This window comes from Streptomyces sp. NPDC015346 (genome assembly GCF_043078785.1).
Lineage (GTDB): Bacteria > Actinomycetota > Actinomycetes > Streptomycetales > Streptomycetaceae > Streptomyces.
Genome location: NZ_JBIBTW010000002.1, coordinates 784,011 through 805,505 on the forward strand (window position 1 = coordinate 784,011; position 21,495 = coordinate 805,505).

Annotated in this window: 22 protein-coding genes; 16 read left to right on the forward strand and 6 right to left on the reverse strand. The window is 71.3% G+C overall.

The genetic code is table 11. From position 1 onward, the window contains the following. Positions 1-7 precede the first annotated feature (7 nt). Entirely contained in the window at positions 8-964 is a 957-nt protein-coding gene (locus ACF06X_RS09520; RefSeq protein WP_392286634.1) for a carbohydrate kinase, read from the reverse strand. 47 nt (positions 965-1,011) lie between these two features. Next, positions 1,012-3,057 carry a glycoside hydrolase family 32 protein gene (locus tag ACF06X_RS09525; RefSeq protein WP_392286635.1) on the reverse strand — a complete coding sequence of 682 codons (2,046 nt, stop codon included), beginning with the start codon at positions 3,055-3,057 and terminating at the stop codon, positions 1,012-1,014. A 138-nt stretch (positions 3,058-3,195) separates the two neighbouring features. Here ACF06X_RS09525 and ACF06X_RS09530 point away from each other — a divergent pair, with 138 nt between their 5' ends. The 16 genes from ACF06X_RS09530 (at position 3,196) to ACF06X_RS09605 (ending at position 17,477) form a co-directional block, all read left to right on the forward strand. Then, entirely contained in the window at positions 3,196-4,248 is a 1,053-nt protein-coding gene (locus ACF06X_RS09530) for a sugar ABC transporter substrate-binding protein (protein ID WP_392286636.1), read from the forward strand. Positions 4,249-4,349: 101 nt separating this feature from the next. Further along, positions 4,350-5,366 carry an ABC transporter permease gene (locus ACF06X_RS09535; protein ID WP_392286637.1) on the forward strand — a complete coding sequence of 339 codons (1,017 nt, stop codon included), beginning with the start codon at positions 4,350-4,352 and terminating at the stop codon, positions 5,364-5,366. Beyond that, positions 5,363-6,157, forward strand: coding sequence for an ATP-binding cassette domain-containing protein (locus tag ACF06X_RS09540; RefSeq protein ID WP_392286638.1), 795 nt, complete (start codon positions 5,363-5,365; stop codon positions 6,155-6,157). The genes ACF06X_RS09535 and ACF06X_RS09540 overlap by 4 nt, the downstream gene beginning before the upstream one ends. Positions 6,158-6,181: 24 nt before the next feature. After that, complete coding sequence (locus ACF06X_RS09545) at positions 6,182-7,228, forward strand: LacI family DNA-binding transcriptional regulator (protein WP_392286639.1); 1,047 nt, start codon at positions 6,182-6,184, stop codon at positions 7,226-7,228. A 95-nt stretch (positions 7,229-7,323) separates the two neighbouring features. Continuing rightward, positions 7,324-7,890 (forward strand): GNAT family N-acetyltransferase, encoded by a 567-nt coding sequence (locus ACF06X_RS09550; protein WP_392286640.1) that lies wholly within the window; start codon positions 7,324-7,326, stop codon positions 7,888-7,890. A 119-nt stretch (positions 7,891-8,009) separates the two neighbouring features. After that, the gene (locus tag ACF06X_RS09555; protein ID WP_310591794.1) at positions 8,010-8,093 is read left to right on the forward strand and encodes a putative leader peptide; all 84 of its coding nucleotides are present in this window, start codon (positions 8,010-8,012) and stop codon (positions 8,091-8,093) included. A 126-nt stretch (positions 8,094-8,219) separates the two neighbouring features. After that, positions 8,220-9,917, forward strand: a complete 1,698-nt coding sequence (locus tag ACF06X_RS09560; RefSeq protein ID WP_392286641.1) for a nitrite/sulfite reductase — start codon at positions 8,220-8,222, stop codon at positions 9,915-9,917. Between the two features lie 31 nt (positions 9,918-9,948). Beyond that, entirely contained in the window at positions 9,949-10,128 is a 180-nt protein-coding gene (locus ACF06X_RS09565) for a hypothetical protein (RefSeq protein WP_392286642.1), read from the forward strand. After that, entirely contained in the window at positions 10,125-10,832 is a 708-nt protein-coding gene (locus ACF06X_RS09570) for a phosphoadenylyl-sulfate reductase (RefSeq protein WP_392286643.1), read from the forward strand. Before ACF06X_RS09565 ends, ACF06X_RS09570 begins: the two co-directional genes overlap by 4 nt. After that, entirely contained in the window at positions 10,832-11,398 is a 567-nt protein-coding gene (gene cysC / locus ACF06X_RS09575; protein WP_392286644.1) for an adenylyl-sulfate kinase, read from the forward strand. The genes ACF06X_RS09570 and cysC overlap by 1 nt, the downstream gene beginning before the upstream one ends. After that, positions 11,395-12,330, forward strand: a complete 936-nt coding sequence (cysD, locus tag ACF06X_RS09580; protein ID WP_392286645.1) for a sulfate adenylyltransferase subunit CysD — start codon at positions 11,395-11,397, stop codon at positions 12,328-12,330. The genes cysC and cysD overlap by 4 nt, the downstream gene beginning before the upstream one ends. A 2-nt stretch (positions 12,331-12,332) precedes the next feature. Next, a complete protein-coding gene (locus tag ACF06X_RS09585) occupies positions 12,333-13,691 on the forward strand; it encodes a sulfate adenylyltransferase subunit 1 (protein WP_392286646.1) in 1,359 nt (452 codons plus the stop codon). Between the two features lie 200 nt (positions 13,692-13,891). Then, complete coding sequence (locus tag ACF06X_RS09590; RefSeq protein ID WP_392286647.1) at positions 13,892-14,998, forward strand: aliphatic sulfonate ABC transporter substrate-binding protein; 1,107 nt, start codon at positions 13,892-13,894, stop codon at positions 14,996-14,998. A 34-nt stretch (positions 14,999-15,032) separates the two neighbouring features. Then, positions 15,033-15,830 (forward strand): ABC transporter ATP-binding protein, encoded by a 798-nt coding sequence (locus tag ACF06X_RS09595; RefSeq protein WP_392286648.1) that lies wholly within the window; start codon positions 15,033-15,035, stop codon positions 15,828-15,830. After that, on the forward strand, positions 15,817-16,731 hold the full coding sequence (locus tag ACF06X_RS09600) for an ABC transporter permease (RefSeq protein ID WP_392286649.1): 915 nt from the start codon (positions 15,817-15,819) through the stop codon (positions 16,729-16,731). The genes ACF06X_RS09595 and ACF06X_RS09600 overlap by 14 nt, the downstream gene beginning before the upstream one ends. A gap of 8 nt (positions 16,732-16,739) precedes the next feature. After that, the gene (locus tag ACF06X_RS09605; protein ID WP_392286650.1) at positions 16,740-17,477 is read left to right on the forward strand and encodes a sirohydrochlorin chelatase; all 738 of its coding nucleotides are present in this window, start codon (positions 16,740-16,742) and stop codon (positions 17,475-17,477) included. A 40-nt stretch (positions 17,478-17,517) separates the two neighbouring features. On the opposite strand, the gene ACF06X_RS09610 is transcribed toward ACF06X_RS09605, so the two are convergent. The 4 genes from ACF06X_RS09610 to mgt all read right to left on the reverse strand — a co-directional run bounded on the left by ACF06X_RS09610 (position 17,518) and on the right by mgt (position 21,474). Further along, positions 17,518-18,141 carry a DsbA family protein gene (locus ACF06X_RS09610; RefSeq protein ID WP_392286651.1) on the reverse strand — a complete coding sequence of 208 codons (624 nt, stop codon included), beginning with the start codon at positions 18,139-18,141 and terminating at the stop codon, positions 17,518-17,520. A gap of 76 nt (positions 18,142-18,217) precedes the next feature. Continuing rightward, a complete protein-coding gene (locus ACF06X_RS09615) occupies positions 18,218-18,772 on the reverse strand; it encodes a DUF1697 domain-containing protein (protein ID WP_392286652.1) in 555 nt (184 codons plus the stop codon). 73 nt (positions 18,773-18,845) lie between these two features. Next, entirely contained in the window at positions 18,846-20,048 is a 1,203-nt protein-coding gene (locus ACF06X_RS09620) for a S8 family serine peptidase (RefSeq protein WP_392286653.1), read from the reverse strand. 232 nt (positions 20,049-20,280) lie between these two features. After that, positions 20,281-21,474 carry a macrolide-inactivating glycosyltransferase gene (mgt, locus tag ACF06X_RS09625; RefSeq protein WP_392286654.1) on the reverse strand — a complete coding sequence of 398 codons (1,194 nt, stop codon included), beginning with the start codon at positions 21,472-21,474 and terminating at the stop codon, positions 20,281-20,283. Positions 21,475-21,495: the final 21 nt, after the last annotated feature.

Genomic DNA, 21,495 nt, shown 5'->3' on the forward strand with positions numbered 1-21,495 from the left:
GCCGGGCTCATACGGGGGCGGCCACGTCCTCCGCGTACGGCGGGTTCGCGCCGCGGACGGCGCAGGTGGCGGCGGCGACCTTCGTGCCGAAGGCGACGGCGTCCTGGAGGGTGTCCCACGTCAGCGCGGAGAGGCGTCCGCCGAGCGCGCCGGCCGTGTGGAGCCGGTGGAGGAGGCCGGCCGTGAAGGCGTCGCCCGCGCCGACGGTGTCGACGACGTCGACGGGCGGGGCCGGGACCAGCCGGCGGACGCCGTCGTACGAGACGAGGGCGCCTGCCCCGCCGAGGGTGACGAGCACGAGCGGGACGCCCGCGCGGTGCCAGGTGTCGCAGGCGGCCTCGGGGGACGTCCCAGGGTGGAGGTGGGCGAGGTCGTCCTCGCTGAGGCGGAGGAGGTCGGCCAGGGCGCACCAGCGCGGCAGGCGGGCCCGGTACCGCTCGGGCGCCACGAGCAGCGGGCGGACGTTGGGATCGAGGGAGATCGTGGTGGTGGGGCGCAGGGTGTCGAGGAGTTCCTCGACGGCCGGCGCCCCGGGCTCCCGCACCAGTGCGAGCGAGCCGGTGTGGAGGCAGGCCGCGTCCAGGCGGCCGACGGGGGCCAGTTCGCGGCGGGTCCACTGCCAGTCGGCGGTGGCCTCGGCGTGGAAGGAGTATTCGGCGGCGCCGTCCGGGCCGAGGCCGGCGACGGCCAGGGTGCTGGGTTCGGCGGCGTCGGGGCAGAGGTCGATGCGGACTCCGGACTCGGTGAGCCGGCGGCGGAAGAGGCCACCGAAGACGTCGCCGGAGAGCCGGGCGAGGAAGTGGGTGGGGGTGCCGAGGCGGGCGAGCGCCACGGCGGTGTTCGCGGGCCCGCCGCCCGGCAGTACGTCGAGCCGGAGGCCTGGGCCTTCGGCGCCCGTGGGGGCGACGAAGGCGTCGGCGACGCATTCGCCGAGGACTGCCACGGGGCGGCGGGTCGCGGTCATGCGGGGAACCTTTCAGGGAGTGCGGGGATGTGGCGGGGGACGGTGGGTCAGTCGGGGAGGACGGCGGAGCCGAGCGGGGTCAAGGAGGCGCTCCTGAGGCGTAGTTGTCCGCCGGTGGCGGTGAACTCGACGGCATCGGACTCGCGGTAGCGCGGATACACGCGGGCGGTGAGGGCCTCGCCGTCACCGGTGAAGACCTCGACCGACGAGCGGTCGACGAAGACGTCGAGGGAGAGGGTCCCGTCCGCCGCCGGCTCGACATGGGTGGTGTACGTGGCTCGGGTGCCGTAGCCCGCCCCGGTGGTGTCCAGGGTGAGGGTGCCGGTGGACTTCTCGTACCGCAGGAGGGTCGCCTCCGCCGGGGACGCCTTCAGCCGGAGGGTGACGGTGTCGGCGGTGCTGCCGGCCACGTCGAGGACGGCCTTGATCCGTGCGGTGTCGCCCCGGCCCAGCCGCCAGGTTCCGTCGACCGCCTTGTCGGTGACGCGGACCGGCCGGCTCGAGGCCAGCGAGTCGGCGGCGGCGAGCGGCCGTTGACCGAGACGCCCGTCGGCGGTGAGGAAGAGTTCCCGGTGGAGGGACTGGGCCCCGGCCCAACCGCCCACCCTGGTGGGCTCCTTGGCGCTCCAGTCGCTCATCCAGGCGGTCATCAGCCGCCGTCCGGCGTCGTCGCGGTAGCTCTGGCCGGCGTAGATGTCACCGCCGCCGTCGAGGACGCCGTGCCGCTCGGCGCGGAAGCGGCTGCCGTCGTAGGCGCCGACGGCGTACCGCTGGAGCGACTGCCCGCCCTCGTTGGTGGAGTAGAGCAGCACCCACTTCCCGTCGAGCTCGAAGAGGTCGGGGCACTCCCACATGGCGCCGGTCGTGCCGTCGCCCTCGGTGAGGACGCCCGTGTACGTCCAGGCGCGCAGGTCGTCGGAGGCGTAGAGGTGCACCTTGCCGCGTCCGCCGTCGCCCGATCCGACGACCATCTTCCACCGGCCGTCGACCGGGTCGCGGAAGAGCTTGGGGTCGCGGAATCCGGCGGAGGAGCCGGGCGGGGCCTCGCCGATGACCTCGGTGCCGGGGGTGAAGGTGACGCCGTCGGCGCTGGTGGCGATCTCCACGGTCTCCGGGGTGGCGCCGGGGTGCGCGCTCGTGTCGGTGAACCGGGTGTACGCGACGGTCAGGGTGCCGTCGTCGTCGACGGCGCTGCCGCTGAAGATCCCGCTGTTGTCGGTGGGGGTCGCGCGCGGCGGCGGGGTGAGGGCGACCGGCAGGTCCCGCCAGTGGACGGCGTCGGGGCCTTCGGCGTGCGACCAGTGCATCGGCCCCCACTTGGGGGCGTCCGGGTAGTACTGGCTGAAGAGGTGGTGGCGGCCGCGCCACTGGATCACGCCGTTGGGGTCGTTGATCCAGCCCTGGTAGGGCGTGTGGTGGAACTGCGGCCGCAGCGGGTCGGCGGCGTAGTCCCTGGTCGCCGTGGGGTGGTTGGCCTGTCCGAGCGTACGGAAGGTGAGGCCGTTGTCGTCCCGGACGGCGGCGTCCCCGGTGCGTACGTCGTCGAGGTTGACGTGTCCCCAGCCGCCGGTCTTGCGGTCGACGACTTCGAGGTGGACGGCCTGGCCGCGCCAGGCGGAGGTGTCCCAGACGATCCTGACGTACGCCTCGTCCTCGGGTCCGGTCTGCCGCAGCAGCGTGCGGCCGTCGCTGTCCCTGACGAGGGCGACGTAGAGGCGCTCGGGGTCCCAGCCGCCGCCGACCAGGAAGCTGATGCGCGCGGGGGCGGCGAAGGTGGAGGAGCGGAGCGTGCCGGTGGCGTCGTCGCCGGCGGCGGCGTGGCCCCAGAGGTGGTGGCTGCCCCGGTGGTGGAAGGGGCCTCCCCAGTAGGTGTCGGTGGCGGTGACGGCGGCGGGACCGAAGGCGGTGCCCTCGGTGACCGTCCAGCCGGTGAGATCCCCGGTGTCGAATCCGGGGTTGACCGGGCCGGTGGCCTGGGGTCGGGGTGTCGCGGCGTAGGCGTGGTGCGGGGTGACGTTCGCGCTGATGGGCAGGGTCGCGGCGACGAGCAGGGCCGCGACGCTGATCAGTTTCGGTGCTCTCCAGCGGCTCATCCGGAAGCCTCCGTTGCCGACTCGTTACGAGTAAGGGGCATTGACGTTGCTCGCGGCGGAGTCCATCATCCTGGCCAGTCGATGTCAACGTTGACATAAGTCAACGATGACAGTCCTGCGTCCTCGAGGAGCCGCGCCATGAAGCGCACTTTCCGCACCGCGTTCCCCCTCCCCCTCCCGCGCCGCCTCCCGCTCCCGCTCCCCCTCGCCGCGAGCCTCGCCTCGGCGGCCCTGCTGCTCACCGCCTGCGGCGAGGGGGCGAAGGGTTCCGCCGGCAGTGGCAGCAGCGGCGGCCCGGTGAAGGTCGGCCTGATCACCAAGACGGACACCAACCCGTTCTTCGTGAAGATGAAGGAGGGCGCCGAGGCGGCGGCCGAGAAGTCCGGCGCCGAACTCTCCACGGCCGCAGGCAAGTTCGACGGCGACAACGAAGGCCAGGTCACCGCGATCGAGAACATGGTGGCGGCCGGGGTGAAGGGCATCCTGATCACGCCGAACGACTCCAAGGCGATCGTCCCCGCCATCCAGCAGGCCCGGAAGAAGGGTGTCCTGGTGATCGCCCTGGACAGCCCGACCGACCCGCAGGACGCCGCCGACGCCCTCTTCGCCACGGACAACCTCAAGGCCGGCGAACTGATCGGCCGGTACGCCAAGGCCGCGATGGCCGGCAGGCCCGCGAAGATCGCCACGCTCGACCTCGCGCCCGGCGTCGCCGTCGGGCAACTGCGCCACGACGGCTTCCTGAAGGGGTACGGCATCGAGGACGGCGACCCGGCCGTGGTCTGCTCCCAGGACACCGGAGGCGACCAGGCCAAGGGGCAGACGGCCATGGAGAACTGTCTGCAGAAGGCCCCGGACATCAATGTCGTCTACACCATCAACGAGCCCGCGGCGCTGGGCGCCTACACCGCGCTCAAGGCGAAGGGCCGGGAGAAGGACGTCCTGATCGTCTCGGTCGACGGCGGCTGCACCGGCACGGAGGCGGTCAAGTCCGGGAAGATCGCGGCCACTTCACAGCAGTACCCGCTCCTCATGGCCGCCAAGGGTGTCGACGCGGTCGTGTCGTACGCCAAGGGCGGCACGAAGGCGTCCGGGTACGTCGACACGGGCGTGAACCTCATCACGGACAAGGCGGCCCCCGGAGTGAGCGCGAAGGACACGGCGTACGGCCTGGAGAACTGCTGGGGCTGAGCCGCGAGCCGGCCCGCCGCCCCCTCACCGACCACTTCCCTGCGCTCAACCGGCCCGCCGCCCCCCTTCACCGACCAATCCCCTTTGCTTGAGGAGCATCGTTGACCACGACCGCCGCACCCCCGACCGCCGCACCTCCGGCCGCCCCGCGTCGCCTCCCCGGCGCGGCCCGCGGCCTCGTCACCCATCCCACCGCGGGGCCGCTCGTCGCCCTGCTCGCCGCCTGCCTCTTCTTCTCCTTCCAGAGCGAGCAGTTCCTCTCCGGCGGCAACCTCTCCCTCGTCGTCCAGCAGGTGATGGTCGTCGGCACGCTCGCCCTCGGCCAGACCCTGATCATCCTCACCGCCGGCATCGACCTGTCCTGCGGCGCCGTGATGGCGTTCGGCACGATCGTGATGGCCAAGCTCGCCGCCGAGGGCACCCTCCCGCCGCTCGTCGCGATCGCGGCCGGCATCGGGATCTGCGCGCTGTTCGGGCTCGCCAACGGCGCCCTCGTCACCTTCGTCAAGCTGCCGCCGTTCATCGTGACGCTCGGCATGCTCAACATCGCCTTCGCCCTCACCCACATCTACTCGGAGGAGCAGACCGTCACCGAACTGCCCGGCCTCCTCACCGGGTTGGGCGAGACGTTCCCGCTGGGCCGCACCGACATCACGTACGGCTCGGTCCTCACCATCGTGCTCTTCCTCTGCTTCGCCTACCTCCTCGGCCGCACCGCCTGGGGCAAGCACACCTACGCGCTCGGCAACAGCCCCGAGGTCGCCCGGCTCACCGGCATCCGCACGACCCGGCTCCAGCTCGGCATCTACACCCTCGCCGGCGTGATCTACGGCATCGCCGCCCTGCTGCTCGTCTCCCGCACCGGCGTCGGCGACCCGAAGGCCGGCCAGACCGACAACCTGGACGCGATCACCGCCGTGGTGCTCGGCGGGACGAGCCTGTTCGGCGGCCGCGGCGCCGTCCTGGGCACGCTCGTCGGCGCGCTGATCGTCGGCGTGTTCCGCAACGGGCTGCAGCTGATGGGCGTCGGCTCGATCTACCAGACCCTCATCACCGGCGGCCTGGTGATCCTCGCCGTGACCGTCGACCAGATCTCCCGCAGGAAGGCCCGCCGATGACCACCCCTGTTCTGAAGGCCCGCGGCCTGGTGAAGCGGTACGGCCAGGTCACCGCGCTCGACGGCGCCGACTTCGATCTGCTGCCCGGCGAGGTGCTCGCCGTCATCGGCGACAACGGCGCCGGCAAGTCCAGTCTGATCAAGGCCCTCACGGGTGCGCTCCAGCCCGACGAGGGCACCCTCGAGCTCGACGGCGCTCCCGTCCGGTTCCGCGATCCGGCCGACGCGCGCCGGCACGGCATCGAGACCGTCTACCAGGACCTGGCCGTCGCCGCCTCGCTCGACATCGCGAGCAACATGTTCCTCGGCCGCGAGGTCCGCCGCCGGGGGCCGCTCGGCTCGGTGCTGCGGATGCTCGACAACAAGAGGATGCGCGAGGAGTCCGCCGCCCACATGGCGGACCTGAAGATCGGGCTGCGCTCCCTCACCCAGGCCGTCGAGACCCTCTCGGGCGGCCAGCGGCAGGGTGTCGCGGTGGCGCGGGCGGTCGCGTGGGCCCGGCACGTGGTGGTGATGGACGAGCCGACGGCCGCGCTGGGGGTGAAGGAGTCCGGTCAGGTCCTGGACATGATCCGGCGGGTCCGGGACCGGGGGCTGCCGGTGGTGCTGATCAGCCACAACATGCCGCACGTCTTCGAGATCGCGGACCGGATCCACGTCCAACGTCTTGGCCGCCGGGTGGCGCAGATCCGGCCCTCGGACCACTCGATGTCGGACGTGGTGGCGATCATGACCGGGGCCCTGACCGTGGCGCCCGAGAACGGCGGTACCGTCGGAGCCGAGCAACGCTGAATCGACGACGGAGATGCGGTGACCATGGGGAGCACCCGACGGCCGACCCTGGCCGATGTGGCGGCGCGGGTCGGCGTGACCCCGAAGACCGTGTCACGGGTGCTCAACGAGGACGGGCCGGTCTCCGAGGCGACCCGGGCGAAGGTGCTCGCGGTCGTCGAGGAGCTGGGTTTCCGCCCCAACCTCATGGCCCGCAACATGCGGGTCGGGGCGCGGGACTCGACGGTGGGCCTCGTCGTGCCGGACATGGGCAACCCCTTCTTCGGCACGGTCGCGGGCGGCGTCGAGGAGGTCGTACGGGACCGGGGGCTGACCCTTCTCATGGGGTCGTCGGCGGAGCGCGAGCCGCTGGAGCACGCGCTCATCACGACCTTCCTCGCCCGCCGGATCAGCGGGCTGCTCGTCGTGCCCGCGGCCGGCAGCGACCACCGCTTCCTGCGCCGGGAGCGGGAGAGCGGCCTGCCGGTGGTGTTCGTGGACCGGCCGGGGGCCGGTCTCGCGGCGGACGCGGTGGTCAGCGCCAACGAGGAGGGAGCGCGGGTGGGCGTGGCCCATCTGATCGCGCACGGGCACCGGCGGATCGCCTTCGTCGGGGACCGGCCGGCCACCCTCTACACCCGCAAGACGCGGCAGCGCGGCTACCGGTCGGCGCTGGAGGCGGCGGGGATCGGCCACGACCCGGCGCTGGTGGTCACCGCCCACGACCCGTACGCCGCGGGGGTGGCCGTGCGGCGCCTCCTGGCGCTCGCGGACCCGCCGACCGCCGTCTTCGCGGCGAACAACTTCGCCTCGCTCGGGATCGTGCCGGCGCTGGCCGAGGCGGGGCGGCGGGACGTGGCCCTGGTCGGCTTCGACGACCTGCCGCTGGCGGCGGTCCTGGAGCCGGGCCTGACGGTGGTCGCCCAGGACCCGGCCGCGATCGGCCGGGCGGCGGCGGAGCAGGTCCTCGCCCGCCTGGGCGGTGACCGCTCCCGCGCGGTGACCCGCACGGTCCCGGTCGCCCTGATCCCCCGGGGCTCCGGCGAACTGCCACCGCCGCCGGCCTCGCCTTCGTCCTCGACCTCGCGCTGAGCGAGGGCGCGGAGGCCGCGGAGCCACCGGTCGGCCGGCGGCGGGCCGCGGAGGCCGCTGTGGGAATCGGGCGCTCCGCATGATCCGATGGACGTATGAGCATCTCCCTGACCACCTGGTCCCTCGAACAGACCTCGCCGTCCGACCTGCGTCCCGCGGCCCCGCCCGAGGGCGACGACATCACGATCGCGCGGGCCGAGGTGCCTTCTCCCGAGTTCAGCCGCTTCCTCTATACGGCGGTCGGCGGCGACATCCGCTGGAACGACCGGCTGTCGCTGACGTACAAGCAGTGGCAGGAGATCGTCGAGAAGCCGGGGGCGGAGGTCTGGGTGGCGTACGAGAAGGGGACGCCGGCCGGGTACGTGGAGCTGGACCCGCAGGACGACGGGGTGGTGGAGATCGTCTACTTCGGTCTGATCCCGGCCTTCCGGGGTCGCCGGATCGGCGGCCATCTGCTGTCGTACGGTGTCGAGCGCGCCTGGGACCTGGCCGAGCGCTGGCCGAAGCGCGAGCCGACCCGGCGCGTGTGGCTGCACACCTGCTCGCTGGACGGGCCGCACGCGATGGACAACTATCTTCGACGGGGCTTCCGGCTCTTCGACACCAAGGTGGAGGAGGTCGAGGAGTCCGAGGCTCCCGGCCCCTGGCCCGGTGCCCACTGACACCTTGAAGCCGCCCCTCTGAAGTGACCCAGGACACACCGTCTCGCGATGCGGGACGGCTGTGTCCACATTTTGGACGAAGCTGGACTGGGTCCAAAGTCCCGTGACACGCTTCCGTCATGTCTGGAACTGGAATTGCCTTGGTGAGTCGGCGGCACGTCGACCTCGGCCGCATGTCCAGCGCCATCTGTCCGGCGCGCTGAGAGAACCAGCACCGCCGCGATCCCACTTCTGCCCGACCCTGCTGCGCACCGTCGCGCCATCCCCTGACCCGCGTACGAGTGTGCTGGTCAGAGCCGCCCTCCCGCAGTCCCGAAGGACAAAACGCCATGGCCGCCACCCCGGAAAACCCCGCACCCGCAACGCCCCGCCGCAAGGTGAGCCGTCACCGTGGCGAGGGTCAGTGGGCCGTGGGGCACTTCACCCCGCTGAACGGCAATGAGCAGTTCAAGAAGGACGACGACGGTCTCAACGTGCGGACACGTATTGAGACGGTCTACTCGAAGCGCGGATTCGACTCCATCGACCCCAACGACCTGCGCGGTCGCATGCGCTGGTGGGGCCTCTACACCCAGCGCAAGCAGGGTCTGGACGGCACCAAGACGGGCGTCCTGGAGCCGGAGGAGCTGGACGACGAGTTCTTCATGCTCCGGGTCCGCATCGACGGCGGTCGGCTGACGACGCAGCAGCTCCGGGTCATCGGCGAGATCTCGCAGGAGTTCGCGCGCGGCACCGCCGACATCACGGACCGGCAGAACGTGCAGTACCACTGGATCCGCATCGAGGACGTCCCCGAGATCTGGAACCGGCTGGAAGCGGTCGGCCTGTCCACCACCGAGGCCTGCGGCGACACCCCGCGCGTCATCCTCGGCTCCCCGGTGGCCGGGATCGCCGAGGACGAGATCATCGACGGCACCCCCGCCATCGACGAGATCTACCGCCGGATCGTGGGCAACAAGGACTTCTCCAACCTGCCCCGTAAGTTCAAGTCCGCCGTCTCCGGCTCGCCGCTGCTCGACGTGGCGCACGAGATCAACGACATCGCCTTCGTCGGCGTGCACCACCCGGAGCACGGCCCCGGATTCGACGTCTGGGTCGGCGGCGGTCTCTCCACCAACCCCAAGCTCGGTGTGCGCCTGGGCACCTGGGTCTCGCTCGACGAGGTCCCGGACGTCTACGAGGGCGTCATCTCGATCTTCCGCGACTACGGCTACCGCCGGCTGCGCACCCGCGCCCGCCTGAAGTTCCTCGTCGCCGACTGGGGCCCGGAGAAGTTCCGCCAGGTCCTGGAGGACGAGTACCTGAAGCGCAAGCTGACCGACGGTCCGGCTCCGGCCCAGCCCGCCGGCCAGTGGCGCGACCACGTCGGCGTGCACCGGCAGAAGGACGGCCGGTTCTACGTCGGCTTCGCGCCGCGCGTCGGCCGGGTCGACGGCGCCACGCTGACCAAGATCGCCGAGATCGCCGAGGCGCACGGCTCGGGCCGGCTCCGTACCACCGCCGAGCAGAAGATGATCGTCCTCGACATCGAGGAGGCGCAGGTCGAGTCCCTCGTCTCCGCCCTGGAGGCGCTGGACCTGCGGGTCACCCCCTCGCCCTTCCGGCGCGGCACGATGGCCTGCACCGGCATCGAGTTCTGCAAGCTGGCGATCGTCGAGACGAAGGCGCGCGGCGCCTCGCTGATCGACGAGCTCGAGCGCCGCATCCCGGAGTTCGACGAGCCGATCACCATCAACATCAACGGCTGCCCGAACGCCTGTGCCCGTATCCAGGTGGCGGACATCGGTCTCAAGGGCCAGCTGGTCCTGGACGACGACGGCAACCGGGTCGAGGGCTACCAGGTCCACCTGGGCGGCGCACTCGGCCTGGAGGCGGGCTTCGGCCGCAAGGTCCGCGGCCTGAAGGTCACCGCGGCCGAGCTGCCGGACTACGTCGAGCGGGTCCTCACGCGGTTCCAGGAGCAGCGCGAGGACGGCGAGCGCTTCGCCACGTGGGCGGCGCGCGCCTCCGAGGAAGCACTGTCGTGAGCGGCGGCGAACGGCAGCGAACGGAGGGGCCATGAGCGAGCGTGCCGCGCCGTTCTTCTGCCCGTACTGCGGCGACGAGGACCTGCGCCCGAACGAGCAGGGCCACGGCGCCTGGGAATGCCGGGCATGCGGTCGAGCCTTCCAGCTGAAGTTCCTGGGGCTCCTCGCCCCGGGCAGCCTCAGCGAATCCCATGGAGGGGAAGAGATATGACGACGACTCAGCTCACCGAGGACACCGATCTGAAGGCGCTGGCCGAGCAGGCGGGCCGCGACCTGGAGGACGCCTCCGCGCTGGAGATCCTCCAGTGGGCGGCCGACACCTTCGGTCCCGCCTTCTGCGTCACCTCCTCCATGGAGGACGCGGTGGTCGCCCACCTCGCCTCGCGTGCCATGCCCGGCGTCGACGTCGTCTTCCTCGACACCGGCTACCACTTCCCCGAGACCATCGGCACCCGTGACGCGGTCGAGGCGGTGATGGACGTCAACGTCATCACCCTGACCCCGCGCCAGTCGGTCGCGGAGCAGGACGCCGAGTACGGTCCGAAGCTGCACGACCGCGACCCGGACCTGTGCTGCGCGCTGCGCAAGGTCAAGCCCCTCGAAGAGGGCCTGACCGCCTACCGGGCGTGGGCGACGGGCCTGCGCCGCGACGAGTCCCCGACCCGGGCGAACACCCCGGTCGTCGGCTGGGACGAGAAGCGGCGGAAGGTCAAGATCTCCCCCATCGCCCGCTGGACGCAGGACGACGTCGACGCGTACGTCGCCGAGCACGGCGTCCTCACCAACCCGCTGCTCATGGACGGTTACGCCTCCGTCGGCTGCGCGCCCTGCACCCGCCGCGTCGCGGAGGGCGAGGACGCCCGGGCCGGCCGCTGGGCCGGCCGGGCCAAGACCGAGTGCGGACTGCACGGCTGATGACCACCACCCAGACTTTCCAGGAGAACCACGTGACCGGTGCCACCATCTGGCTCACGGGCCTGCCGAGCGCCGGCAAGACCACCATCGCGTACGAGCTGGCCGGCCGCCTGCGCGGCGAGGGCCACCGTGTGGAGGTGCTCGACGGCGACGAGATCCGCGAGTTCCTCTCCGCGGGCCTCGGCTTCACCCGCGAGGACCGCCACACCAACGTGCAGCGGATCGGCTTCGTCGCCGAGCTGCTCGCCTCGAACGGCGTGAAGGTCCTGGTCCCGGTCATCGCTCCGTACGAGGACAGCCGCGAGGCCGTCCGCAAGCGCCACCAGTCCGAGGGCACCGCCTATGTCGAGGTGCATGTCGCCACTCCGGTGGACGTGTGCTCCGTGCGCGATGTGAAGGGGCTGTACGCCAAGCAGGCCGCGGGCGAGATCAGTGGTCTCACCGGGGTCGACGACCCGTACGACGAGCCGCGGAACCCGGATCTGCGGATCGAGTCCCAGAACCAGACCGTGCAGGAGTCCGCGGCGCAGCTCCACGCGCTGCTCACCGAGAGGGGTCTCGCATGACGACCGCCGTCACCGTCCACGAGGCGACCGACAGTCCGTTCGCGCTGTCGCACCTGGACTCCCTGGAGTCCGAGGCCGTCCACATCTTCCGTGAGGTGGCGGGCGAGTTCGAGCGGCCGGTGATCCTCTTCTCCGGCGGCAAGGACTCCATCGTCATGCTGCACCTGGCGCTCAAGGCGTTCGCGCCGGCGCCGGTGCCGTTCACGCTGCTGCACGTCGACACCGGGCACAACTTCCCCGAGGTCATCGAGTACCGCGACCGTGTGGTCGCGCAGCACGGTCTGCGGCTCCACGTCGCCTCCGTGCAGGAGTACATCGACGCCGGGAAGCTGCGCGAGCGTCCCGACGGGACGCGCAACCCGCTCCAGACGGTGCCGCTGACCGAGGCGATCCAGCAGCACCGTTTCGACGCGGTGTTCGGCGGTGGCCGGCGCGACGAGGAGAAGGCCCGCGCCAAGGAGCGGGTGTTCAGCCTCCGCGACGAGTTCTCGCAGTGGGACCCGCGCCGGCAGCGCCCGGAGCTGTGGCAGCTCTACAACGGCCGCCACGCCCCCGGCGAGCACGTCCGGGTGTTCCCGCTGTCGAACTGGACCGAGCTCGACGTGTGGCAGTACATCCAGCGGGAGAAGATCGAGCTCCCGGAGATCTACTTCGCCCACGAGCGCGAGGTGTTCGCCCGCCACGGCATGTGGCTGACGGCCGGCGAGTGGGGCGGCCCGAAGGAGACCGAGAAGGTCGAGACGCGGCTGATCCGCTACCGCACCGTCGGTGACATGTCCTGCACGGGCGCCGTCGACTCCGACGCCACCACGCTGGAGGCGGTCATCGCCGAGATCGCCGCCTCCCGCCTCACCGAGCGGGGCGCGACCCGCGCCGACGACAAGATGTCCGAGGCCGCGATGGAAGACCGCAAGCGCGAAGGGTACTTCTAGCCATGACGAGCACGAGTACGAGCACACCCGAGCAGTTCGCCGACGTCTCGGCGACCACCCTGCTGCGCTTCGCCACCGCCGGTTCCGTCGACGACGGCAAGTCGACCCTGGTCGGCCGGCTCCTGCACGACTCCAAGTCGGTCCTCACCGACCAGCTGGAGGCCGTGGAGGCCGCGTCCCTCAAGCGCGGTCAGGAGGCGCCGGACCTGGCGCTGCTGACCGACGGCCTGCGGGCCGAGCGCGAGCAGGGCATCACCATCGACGTGGCCTACCGCTACTTCGCCACGCCGCGCCGCCGTTTCATCCTCGCCGACACCCCCGGGCACGTGCAGTACACCCGGAACATGGTGACCGGCGCCTCGACCGCGGAGCTGGCCGTGGTCCTTGTCGACGCCCGTAACGGCGTCGTCGAGCAGACCCGCCGGCACGCCGCCGTCGCCGCGCTGCTGCGCGTGCCGCACGTGGTCCTCGCCGTGAACAAGATGGACCTCGTCGACTACGCGGAGCCCGTCTTCGCCGCGATCGCCGAGGAGTTCACGACGTACGCCTCCGAGCTCGGCGTCCCGGAGATCACCGCGATCCCCATCTCGGCGCTGGCCGGCGACAACGTCGTGGAGCCGTCGGCGAACATGGACTGGTACGGCGGCCCGACCGTCCTGGAGCACCTGGAGACCGTCCCGGTCAGTCACGACCTGACGGCCTGCCACGCCCGCTTCCCGGTCCAGTACGTCATCCGGCCGCAGACGGCCGAACACCCCGACTACCGCGGTTACGCCGGTCAGATCGCGGCCGGTGCCTTCCGGGTCGGCGAGCCGGTCACCGTCCTGCCCTCGGGGCGGACGTCGACGATCGCCGGGATCGACGCGCTCGGCGAGTCGGTCGACATCGCCTGGGCGCCGCAGTCGGTGACGATCCGGCTCACCGACGACATCGACATCTCGCGCGGCGATCTGCTCGCCCCGAGCGGTGACGCCCCGGCGACCACGCAGGACGTCGAGGCGACGGTCTGCCACGTGGCCGACCAGCCGCTCACCGTCGGCCAGCGGGTGCTGCTCAAGCACACCACCCGCACGGTCAAGGCGATCGTCAAGGAGATCCCGTCCCGGCTGACCCTGGACGACCTCTCCCAGCACCCCGAGCCGGGACAGCTGGTCGCCAACGACATCGGCCTGGTCCGGGTCCGTACCGCCGAGCCGCTCGCGCTCGACTCCTACGCGGACTCGCGCCGTACCGGCTCCTTCCTGCTGATCGACCCCGCGGACGGCACCACGCTCGCGGCCGGCATGGCGGGCGACTCCTTCGCCACCGCCAAGGCCGTGGTCGTGGCGGACACCGCCGACGACGAGGGCTGGGACTTCTGATGATCCGGAACGTGTACGCCACCTTCGCCAAGGAGGGCGGCCGGGTGGGTTCCGGCGCCCTCGGCGCGGGCCGGGGAGGTGTCGCGCGATGTGCGTGCTGACGCCGACGCGCCGCGTACGCGGCGCGCACCCGCTGTACCCGCTCCACCCCGATCGACATAGACGAAGAAGACTTCGAAGACCCTGAGGGGACAACCTCCGTGCCTGCCTCCCGTACCACCGTGCGCCGCTCACTCGCCGCCGTCGCCGCTCTGCCGCTGCTGATCGGCGCGCTCGCCTCCTGCGGCTACGGCTCCCAGGCCAAGAACGACGAGAAGAAGGTGGCCGCCGAGGGCGAGAAGCTCTCGGCCGACAAGGTCCGGCTCGGGTACTTCCCGAACCTGACCCACGCCACCGCCCTGGTGGGCGACGAGCAGGGCATCATCCAGAAGGAGCTGGGCGGCACGAAGCTGGAGGTCGCCACCTTCAACGCCGGACCCTCCGAGATCGAGGCGCTCAACGCCGACTCGATCGACATCGGCTTCATCGGCCCCTCCCCCGCGATCAACGGCTACGTCAAGTCCAAGGGCAAGAACCTGCGGATCATCGGCGGCTCGGCCTCCGGCGGCGTGAAGCTGGTGGTGAACCCGGAGAAGATCAAGACGGTCGACGACCTCAAGGGCAAGAGGATCGCCACCCCGCAGCACGGCAACACGCAGGACGTGGCCTTCCTCAACTGGATCTCGGAGAAGGGCTGGAAGGTCGACGCCCAGAGCGGCAAGGGCGACGTCTCCGTGGTCCGTACGGACAACAAGGTCACCCCGAACGCCTACGGGTCCGGTTCCATCGACGGTGCCTGGGTGCCGGAGCCGACCGCGTCGAAGCTGGTCACCGAGGGCGCGAAGGTGCTGCTCGACGAGTCGGACCTGTGGCCCGACAAGAAGTTCGTGATCACGAACATCATCGTGTCGCAGAAGTTCCTCGCCGAGCACCCGGACGTCGTCGAAGCGGTGCTGCGCGGTTCCGTGAAGACCAACGCGTGGATCAACGCCAACCCGGACAAGGCGAAGGCCTCGGCCAACCGCCAGCTGAAGGAGCTGTCCGGGAAGCCGCTCGGCGACAAGGTCATCGACGCCGCCTGGCCGTCGATCCGGTTCACCGACGACCCGCTGGCCGCCACGCTCCAGGCGCAGGCGGACCACGCCGTGAAGGCCGGCCTGCTGAAGCAGCCCGACCTGAGCGGGATCTACGACCTGAAGCCGCTCAACAAGGTCCTCAAGGCCGCGGGGCGGCCCGAGGTCGCCGACGCCGGTCTCGGCGTCAAGTAACAAGTCCGCAGCTGAGCCCCAGGAGGTGACGACCATGGCCACGACCGCGACGCTCGCCAAGGCCGAGGAGGACCGTGCGGTAGTGACGCACGCCGCCCGGATCCAGCACGTCTCGAAGTCCTTCGGCGGACCCGCCGCTTCGCAGCTCGTGCTCGACGACATCTCGCTCGATGTCGCCCCGGGCGAGTTCGTCACCCTCCTGGGAGCCTCCGGGTGCGGCAAGTCCACCCTGCTCAACCTGGTCGCCGGGCTCGACCGGCCGTCCGCGGGGTCCATCGAGACCCCCGGCGGCCGGCCGGCCCTGATGTTCCAGGAGCACGCCCTCTTCCCGTGGCTCACCGCGGGCAAGAACATCGAACTGGCCCTGCGGCTGCGCGGGGTGCCGAAGGCCGAGCGGCGCCCGGAGGCGGAGCGCCTGCTCGAACTGGTCCGGCTCTCCGGCTCGTACCGCAAGCGGGTCCACGAGCTGTCCGGCGGCATGCGCCAGCGCGTGGCGCTGGCCCGGGCGCTCGCCCAGGACAGCGATCTGCTGCTGATGGACGAGCCGTTCGCGGCGCTCGACGCCATCACCCGTGACGTGCTGCACGACGAGCTGACCCGGATCTGGCGGGAGACGAAGCTCTCGGTGCTCTTCGTCACGCACAACGTGCGTGAGGCCGTACGCCTTGCCGAGCGGGTCGTGCTGCTGTCGTCCCGGCCGGGGCGGATCGCCCGGGAGTGGACCATCGACATCCCGCAGCCGCGCCGTATCGAGGACGCCGCCGTGGCGGAGCTGTCCGTCGAGATCACCGAAGAACTGCGTGGGGAGATCCGCCGTCATGGCCAGCACTGATACGACCACCAAGGCGAGCGCGGGGAGCGCGGCGGCCGGGAAGGCCGACGACCTGGCCGGCCTGGAGGCGGGTCTCGACGCCCTCGACGCGGTGCAGGTGCGCCGTACGCCGGTGCGCGAGGTCCTGCTGAGGAAGGTGCTGCCGCCGGTCACGGCCGTGCTGCTGGTGCTCGTGGTCTGGCAGTTGCTGGTGACGGCCCAGGTCACCGACGAGTTCAAGCTGCCGCCGCCGTCCGCCGTCTGGGACAGCGTGTCCACGATGTGGTTGGAGGGCACGCTCCTCGACGTCCTGTGGACGAGTGTGTCGCGGGCCCTGCTCGGCTTCCTGATGGCCCTCGCCATCGGTACGCCGCTGGGACTGCTGGTGGCGCGGGTGAAGTTCGTCCGCGCGGCGATCGGCCCGATCCTCTCGGGCCTGCAGTCGCTGCCCTCGGTGGCCTGGGTCGCCCCCGCCGTCCTCTGGATCGGCCTCAACGACCAGATGATGTACACGGTGATCCTGCTGGGCGCGGTCCCCTCGATCGCCAACGGTCTGGTCGCCGGTGTCGACCAGGTCCCGCCGCTCTTCCTGCGCGCCGGGCGGACGCTGGGCGCGACGGGCCTCAGGGGTGCCTGGCACATCGTGATGCCGGCCGCGCTGCCGGGTTATCTGGCGGGTCTGAAGCAGGGCTGGGCGTTCTCCTGGCGTTCGCTGATGGCCGCGGAGATCATCGCGTCCTCCCCCGAGCTCGGCTTGGGCCTCGGTCAGTTGCTGGAGAACGGCCGGAACAACATCGACATGCCGGGGATCTTCCTGGCGATCATCCTGATCCTTCTCGTCGGCATCGCCATCGACCTGCTGATCTTCAGCCCGCTGGAGCGCGCGGTGCTGCGCAGCCGCGGCCTGCTGGTGAAGAGCTGAGTCACGCCATGAATGCTCCTGTCCTTCTCGTCGTCGCCCACGGCAGCCGCGATCCGCGGCACGCGGCGACCGTGCACGCGCTGGTGCGCCGGGCCCGGTCGCTGCGGCCGGGGCTGCGCGTGGAGACGGCGTTCCTGGACTTCAATCTGCCGTCGGTGCCGGGTGTCCTGGACCGGCTCGCGGCCGAGGGGGTACGGGAGGTGGTGGCGCTGCCGCTGCTGCTGACCCGTGCCTTCCACGCCAAGGCCGACATCCCGGCCGTGCTGCGGCAGGCCCCGCCGTCGCTGCGCGTCCGCCAGGCGGAGGTGCTCGGCCCGTCGCCGCTGCTCGTGGCCGCGGTGGAGCGACGGCTGTACGAGGCCGGGCTGACGCCCGGCGACAAGAGCGCGACCGGGGTCGTCCTGGCCTCGGCGGGCTCCACGGACCCGGAGGCGATCGCGGTGATCGCAGAAACGGCGCGGGAGCTGCGGCGCACCGGTTGGTGCTCCGTGCGGCCTGCTTTCGCCTCCGCATCTCTGCCGAGGACCGAGGACGCGGTCCGGGCTCTGCGCGCGGACGGCGTGCGCCGGGTGGCGGTGGCGCCGTACGTCATCGCTCCGGGCCGGCTGCCGGACCGCATCGCGGCGGGCGCGGCGGAGGCCGACGTCCTGGCGGACGTCCTCGGCCCCTCGCCGGAACTGGCGCGCCTGCTGATCGCGCGGTACGAGGAGGCGCGGATCGACAAGGCGCTGGTGGCCGCCGGCTGAGATCGGCCTCAGCCGGGGCGGGCCTCCGCTGCGGTCGCGATCAGCTGAAGTCGAGGCCGCCGGTCCTGGTCCGCTTGAGTTCGAACAGGTCGGGGTGGCCGGCGAGGACCCGGAAGCTGTCGAAGAGTTCGGCCGCCTTCGCGCCGTGCGGGACGGCCCGCAGGACCGGTCCGAACCAGACCGTGCCGTCGACGTGGATCGTGGGCGTGCCGACGTAGCCGTCCGCCTCCGGGTCCTTGCCCGAGTCGTGGCTGGCGCGGACCGCCTCGTCGTACGTCGCGTCGTGCGCGGCCTCGGCGAGCTCGGCCGGAAGTCCGAGCTCCGCGAGGGACTCGGCGACGACGGCGTCGAAGTCCGTCTGCTTCTCGTGGTGGATGCGGGTCCCGTACGCGGTGTAGAGCGGGCGCAGGATCTCCTCGCCGTGCTGCTGGGCCGCCGCTGCCGCCACCCGGACCGGGCCGATCGACTTGTCGACGAGTTCCCGGTACCACTCGGGCAGTTCGTTGCCGATGTTGTGGAGGTACAGGCTCATCACCCGGAAGCGCAGGTCGATGTCGCGCTGCTGCTCGACCTCCAGCATCCAGCGGGAGGTGATCCAGGCGAAGGGGCAGGCGGGGTCGAAGTAGAAGTCGACGACGGTCCTGGGCTGCGTCTGTGTGGTCATGGCGTGAGCCTAGCCAGCGGGCCCGGCGAATCGGCGGGCCGTTCGCGACTCCGTCAACTGGGCCGATCGCCGCTGGTCACGCGCGCGTCATCTCGACCAGCTTCACGACCGTGTTCCAGTTGCGGGAGGTGGCGACGAGCCCCTTGAGCCGGGCGGGCCGGGAGAGCGCCTCCGCGAGCTTCGACCGCCCGAGCCCCTCGGGCGCGTAGAGGTAGAGCGCGTGGTCGCCGAGCCGGAACTCCTCGGGCAGGAAGGCCGCCGGGTCGAGCGCGGCGAACCGCTCGGGCCCGACCGGCTGGTCGAAGAACGTGACGTGGAGCTGTTTGCCCTCCAGTTCCGCGGCCGGGAACGGGCAGGCTTCGGCGACGGCGGCGAGGTACTGGCCGCCGCGGACGAGGCAGTCGACGCGGAAGCCGAACCGCTTCTCCAGGGCGTCCTCGACGGCCGCGGTCCGCTCCTCCTCGGCCGGCGCGTCGTCGTCCGTGGTGAAGACGGCGTTGCCGCTCTGCAGATAGGTCCGCACGTCGCGGTGGCCGAGGTCGGTCAGGAGTGAACGGAGCTCCGCCATGGGCACCTTGCGGTGCCCGCCCACGTTGATCCCGCGCAGCAGAGCGGCGTACGTCGTCGTCATGGGTCACACGATAGGCGGCCGCCGCGCCCCGTGGGGGAGGGCACGGCGGCCGCCGGTCATCGGGGCGGTGCGGCTACTCGACGATCTTGAGCAGCTTGTTGGCGGTGCCCGGCGAAGGGTTGCCGATCTTGTCCGCGGTGGCTCCGGCGAGCAGCGCCTGAGCGACCTGGTCCGGGGTGGCGCCGGTGTGCGCCCCGAGGTAGACGGCGGCGGCTCCGACGACGTGCGGGGTCGCCATGGACGTACCGGAGATGGTCTTCGTGCCGGTGTCGCTGTCGTTCCAGGCGGAGGTGATGTCCGAGCCGGGCGCGTAAAGGTCCACGACAGAGCCGAAGTTGGAGAAGCTGGACTGCTGGTCGTCCTTGGTGGAGGAGGCGACGGTGAGCGCCTCCGGGACGCGGGAGGGGGAGCCGTCGCCGGCGTCGGCGGACTCGTTGCCGGCCGCGACGCCGAAGGTGACGCCGGAGGCGATGGCCTTCTTGACGGCCTCGTCGAGGGCCGGGTCGGCGCCGCCGCCGAGGCTCATGTTGGCGACGGAGGGGCCCTGGTGGTTCTTGGTGACCCAGTCGATGCCGGCGACGACCTGCTCGGTGGTGCCGGAGCCGTTGTCGTCGAGGACGCGGACGGCGACGATCTTCGCCTTCTTGGCGACACCGTGGGCGGTCCCGGCGATGGTTCCGGCGACGTGCGTGCCGTGGCCGTTGCCGTCCTGGGCGGTGTCGTCGTTGTCGACGGCGTCGAAGCCGTCGGAGGCGCGGCCGCCGAAGTCCTGGTGGCTGACGCGGACTCCGGTGTCGATGACGTACGCGGTGACGCCCTCGCCGGCGCTGTCGGGGTAGGTGTACTTCGCGTCCCCGGCGGTGTCGGTCTGGTCGACCCGGTCGAGGCCCCAGGAGGGCGGATCGCCCTGGGTGGCGTTGATGGTGAACTTCTTGTTCTGGACCACCTTGGCGACGGCCGGGTCGGCGGCGAGGCGCTTGGCCTCGGTCTCCGTCAGGCCGTTCACCGAGAAGCCGTTGACGGCGGAGTCGTAGCTGCGGCGCAGGGTGCCGCCGTACTCCTTGGCCAGTCGGCCCTTGTCGGCCTTCTCGTCGAGCAGAACGATGAAGCTGCCGCTGACGGCGTCTTCGACGCCGAGTCCGTGAACCGTTCCGAGGGCGGGCGTGGGGGCCGCGCCGGCGAAAGAGGTCCCGAGGACGGTCAGCCCGGCCGCGGCCGCTGTCGCGGTCGCGACGGCGATGAGCTTCGTCCTACGGACACGCTTGTGTGTTGCCATGAAGAGGGGTCTCCTCGTCAGGATTTGTGGGGGGTTGGGCCACCGGAAGGAAACTCTCCGGCGGCTGACTCGAAACCCTGACCGATTGACGAGTGCAAATCAAGACCTTCATACACCTGTGACTTATTCAACAAGGTTTCTTAATAATAAAGCGGTCATCTCCCACCAACTCGGGCCATGGGAAAGGCCCCCTGGCTTTCCAGGGGCCTTCCGATGTGATGTCGGGCTGTTCTCAGGCCAGTTCGGCCTCGATCAGGTCCGCCGCCCGGCGCGTGCCGCCCTCGCCGGCCATCCCGGCCTGGATCTCCTTCAGCCGCACGGCCACCCTCGGGTCGTCGACGAGGCCGAGCACGGCTTCCCGAAGGCGATCGGCCGTCGCCTCCTCCATCGGCACATGGCGGGCCACGCCGAGCGACTGGAGCATGTCCGCGTTGCCGAACTGGTCGACGGCCTGCGGGACGGCGACCATCGGGGTGGCGGTGGCGAGCCCCTCCTGGCTGCCGCCCGCCCCGGCGTGGGTGATGAAGGCGTCGGCCTCCCGGAGGATCGCCAGTTGCGGCACCCAGGAACGCACCTCGACGTTGGCCGGGACCTCGCCGAGGTCGGCGGGGTCGACGAACTTGCCGATCTGCAGCACGACATGCCAGCCGGGCAGGTCGCCGAAGGCGGCGACGCAGGCCCTGTAGAAGTCGGGCTGCTTGGTGAAGGCCGAGCCGAGCGACACGAGGAACACCTTCTCGGCGCCCTCCGGCCGCCGCCACTCCCCCTGGTCGGCCCGCTCACCCTGGCAGGCGCCGACGAAGGTGAAGACGGAGGTGTCGACCCGCTCGGCGTGCGGCTGGAGCGCCTCGGGGATGAGCACCAGCGCGCGGCGGGGGCGCGAGATGAGCCGGTCGGGGTGGGTGTCGACGCCGTGTTCGGCGAGCCACGCCTCGAAGCGCGCGTAGTACGCCTGTCCGCGCTCGGAGGCCTTGAGCTTCGCGAACATCGGTTCCGCCACCTCTTCTTCGTACCCCTCCCAGGGGACGAGGTTCGGCCAGAGCCCGACGGCGGGCACGCCCCAGCGGTGAGCGAGGACCGGCGCGGGGTAGGCGGTGATGTCGTGCAGGACGAGGTCCGGCGGGTCGGCGTCGAAGGCCCGCGCGAGCTGGGGCAGCGCCTGGATCGCGTCGTCGAGGAAGGGCTCGATGTTGTCGATGAGCTCGGTGCCCCACGCCTCCGGGTCGTCGTCGGTGGGGAGCGTCGAGGTGTAGACGACGGGGGTGGCGCCGGTCGCGGCGACCTTCTCGGCGAAGGACGCCGGGATGGCGTAGCTGACGCGGTGCTCGCGGGCGACGAGCTCGCGGATCACTTCGAGGCTCGGGTTCACATGGCCGTGGGCGGCGATGGAGAACATGGCGATATGGGCACGCGGGGTGGTGGTCATGACCCCAACTTAAACGAGACG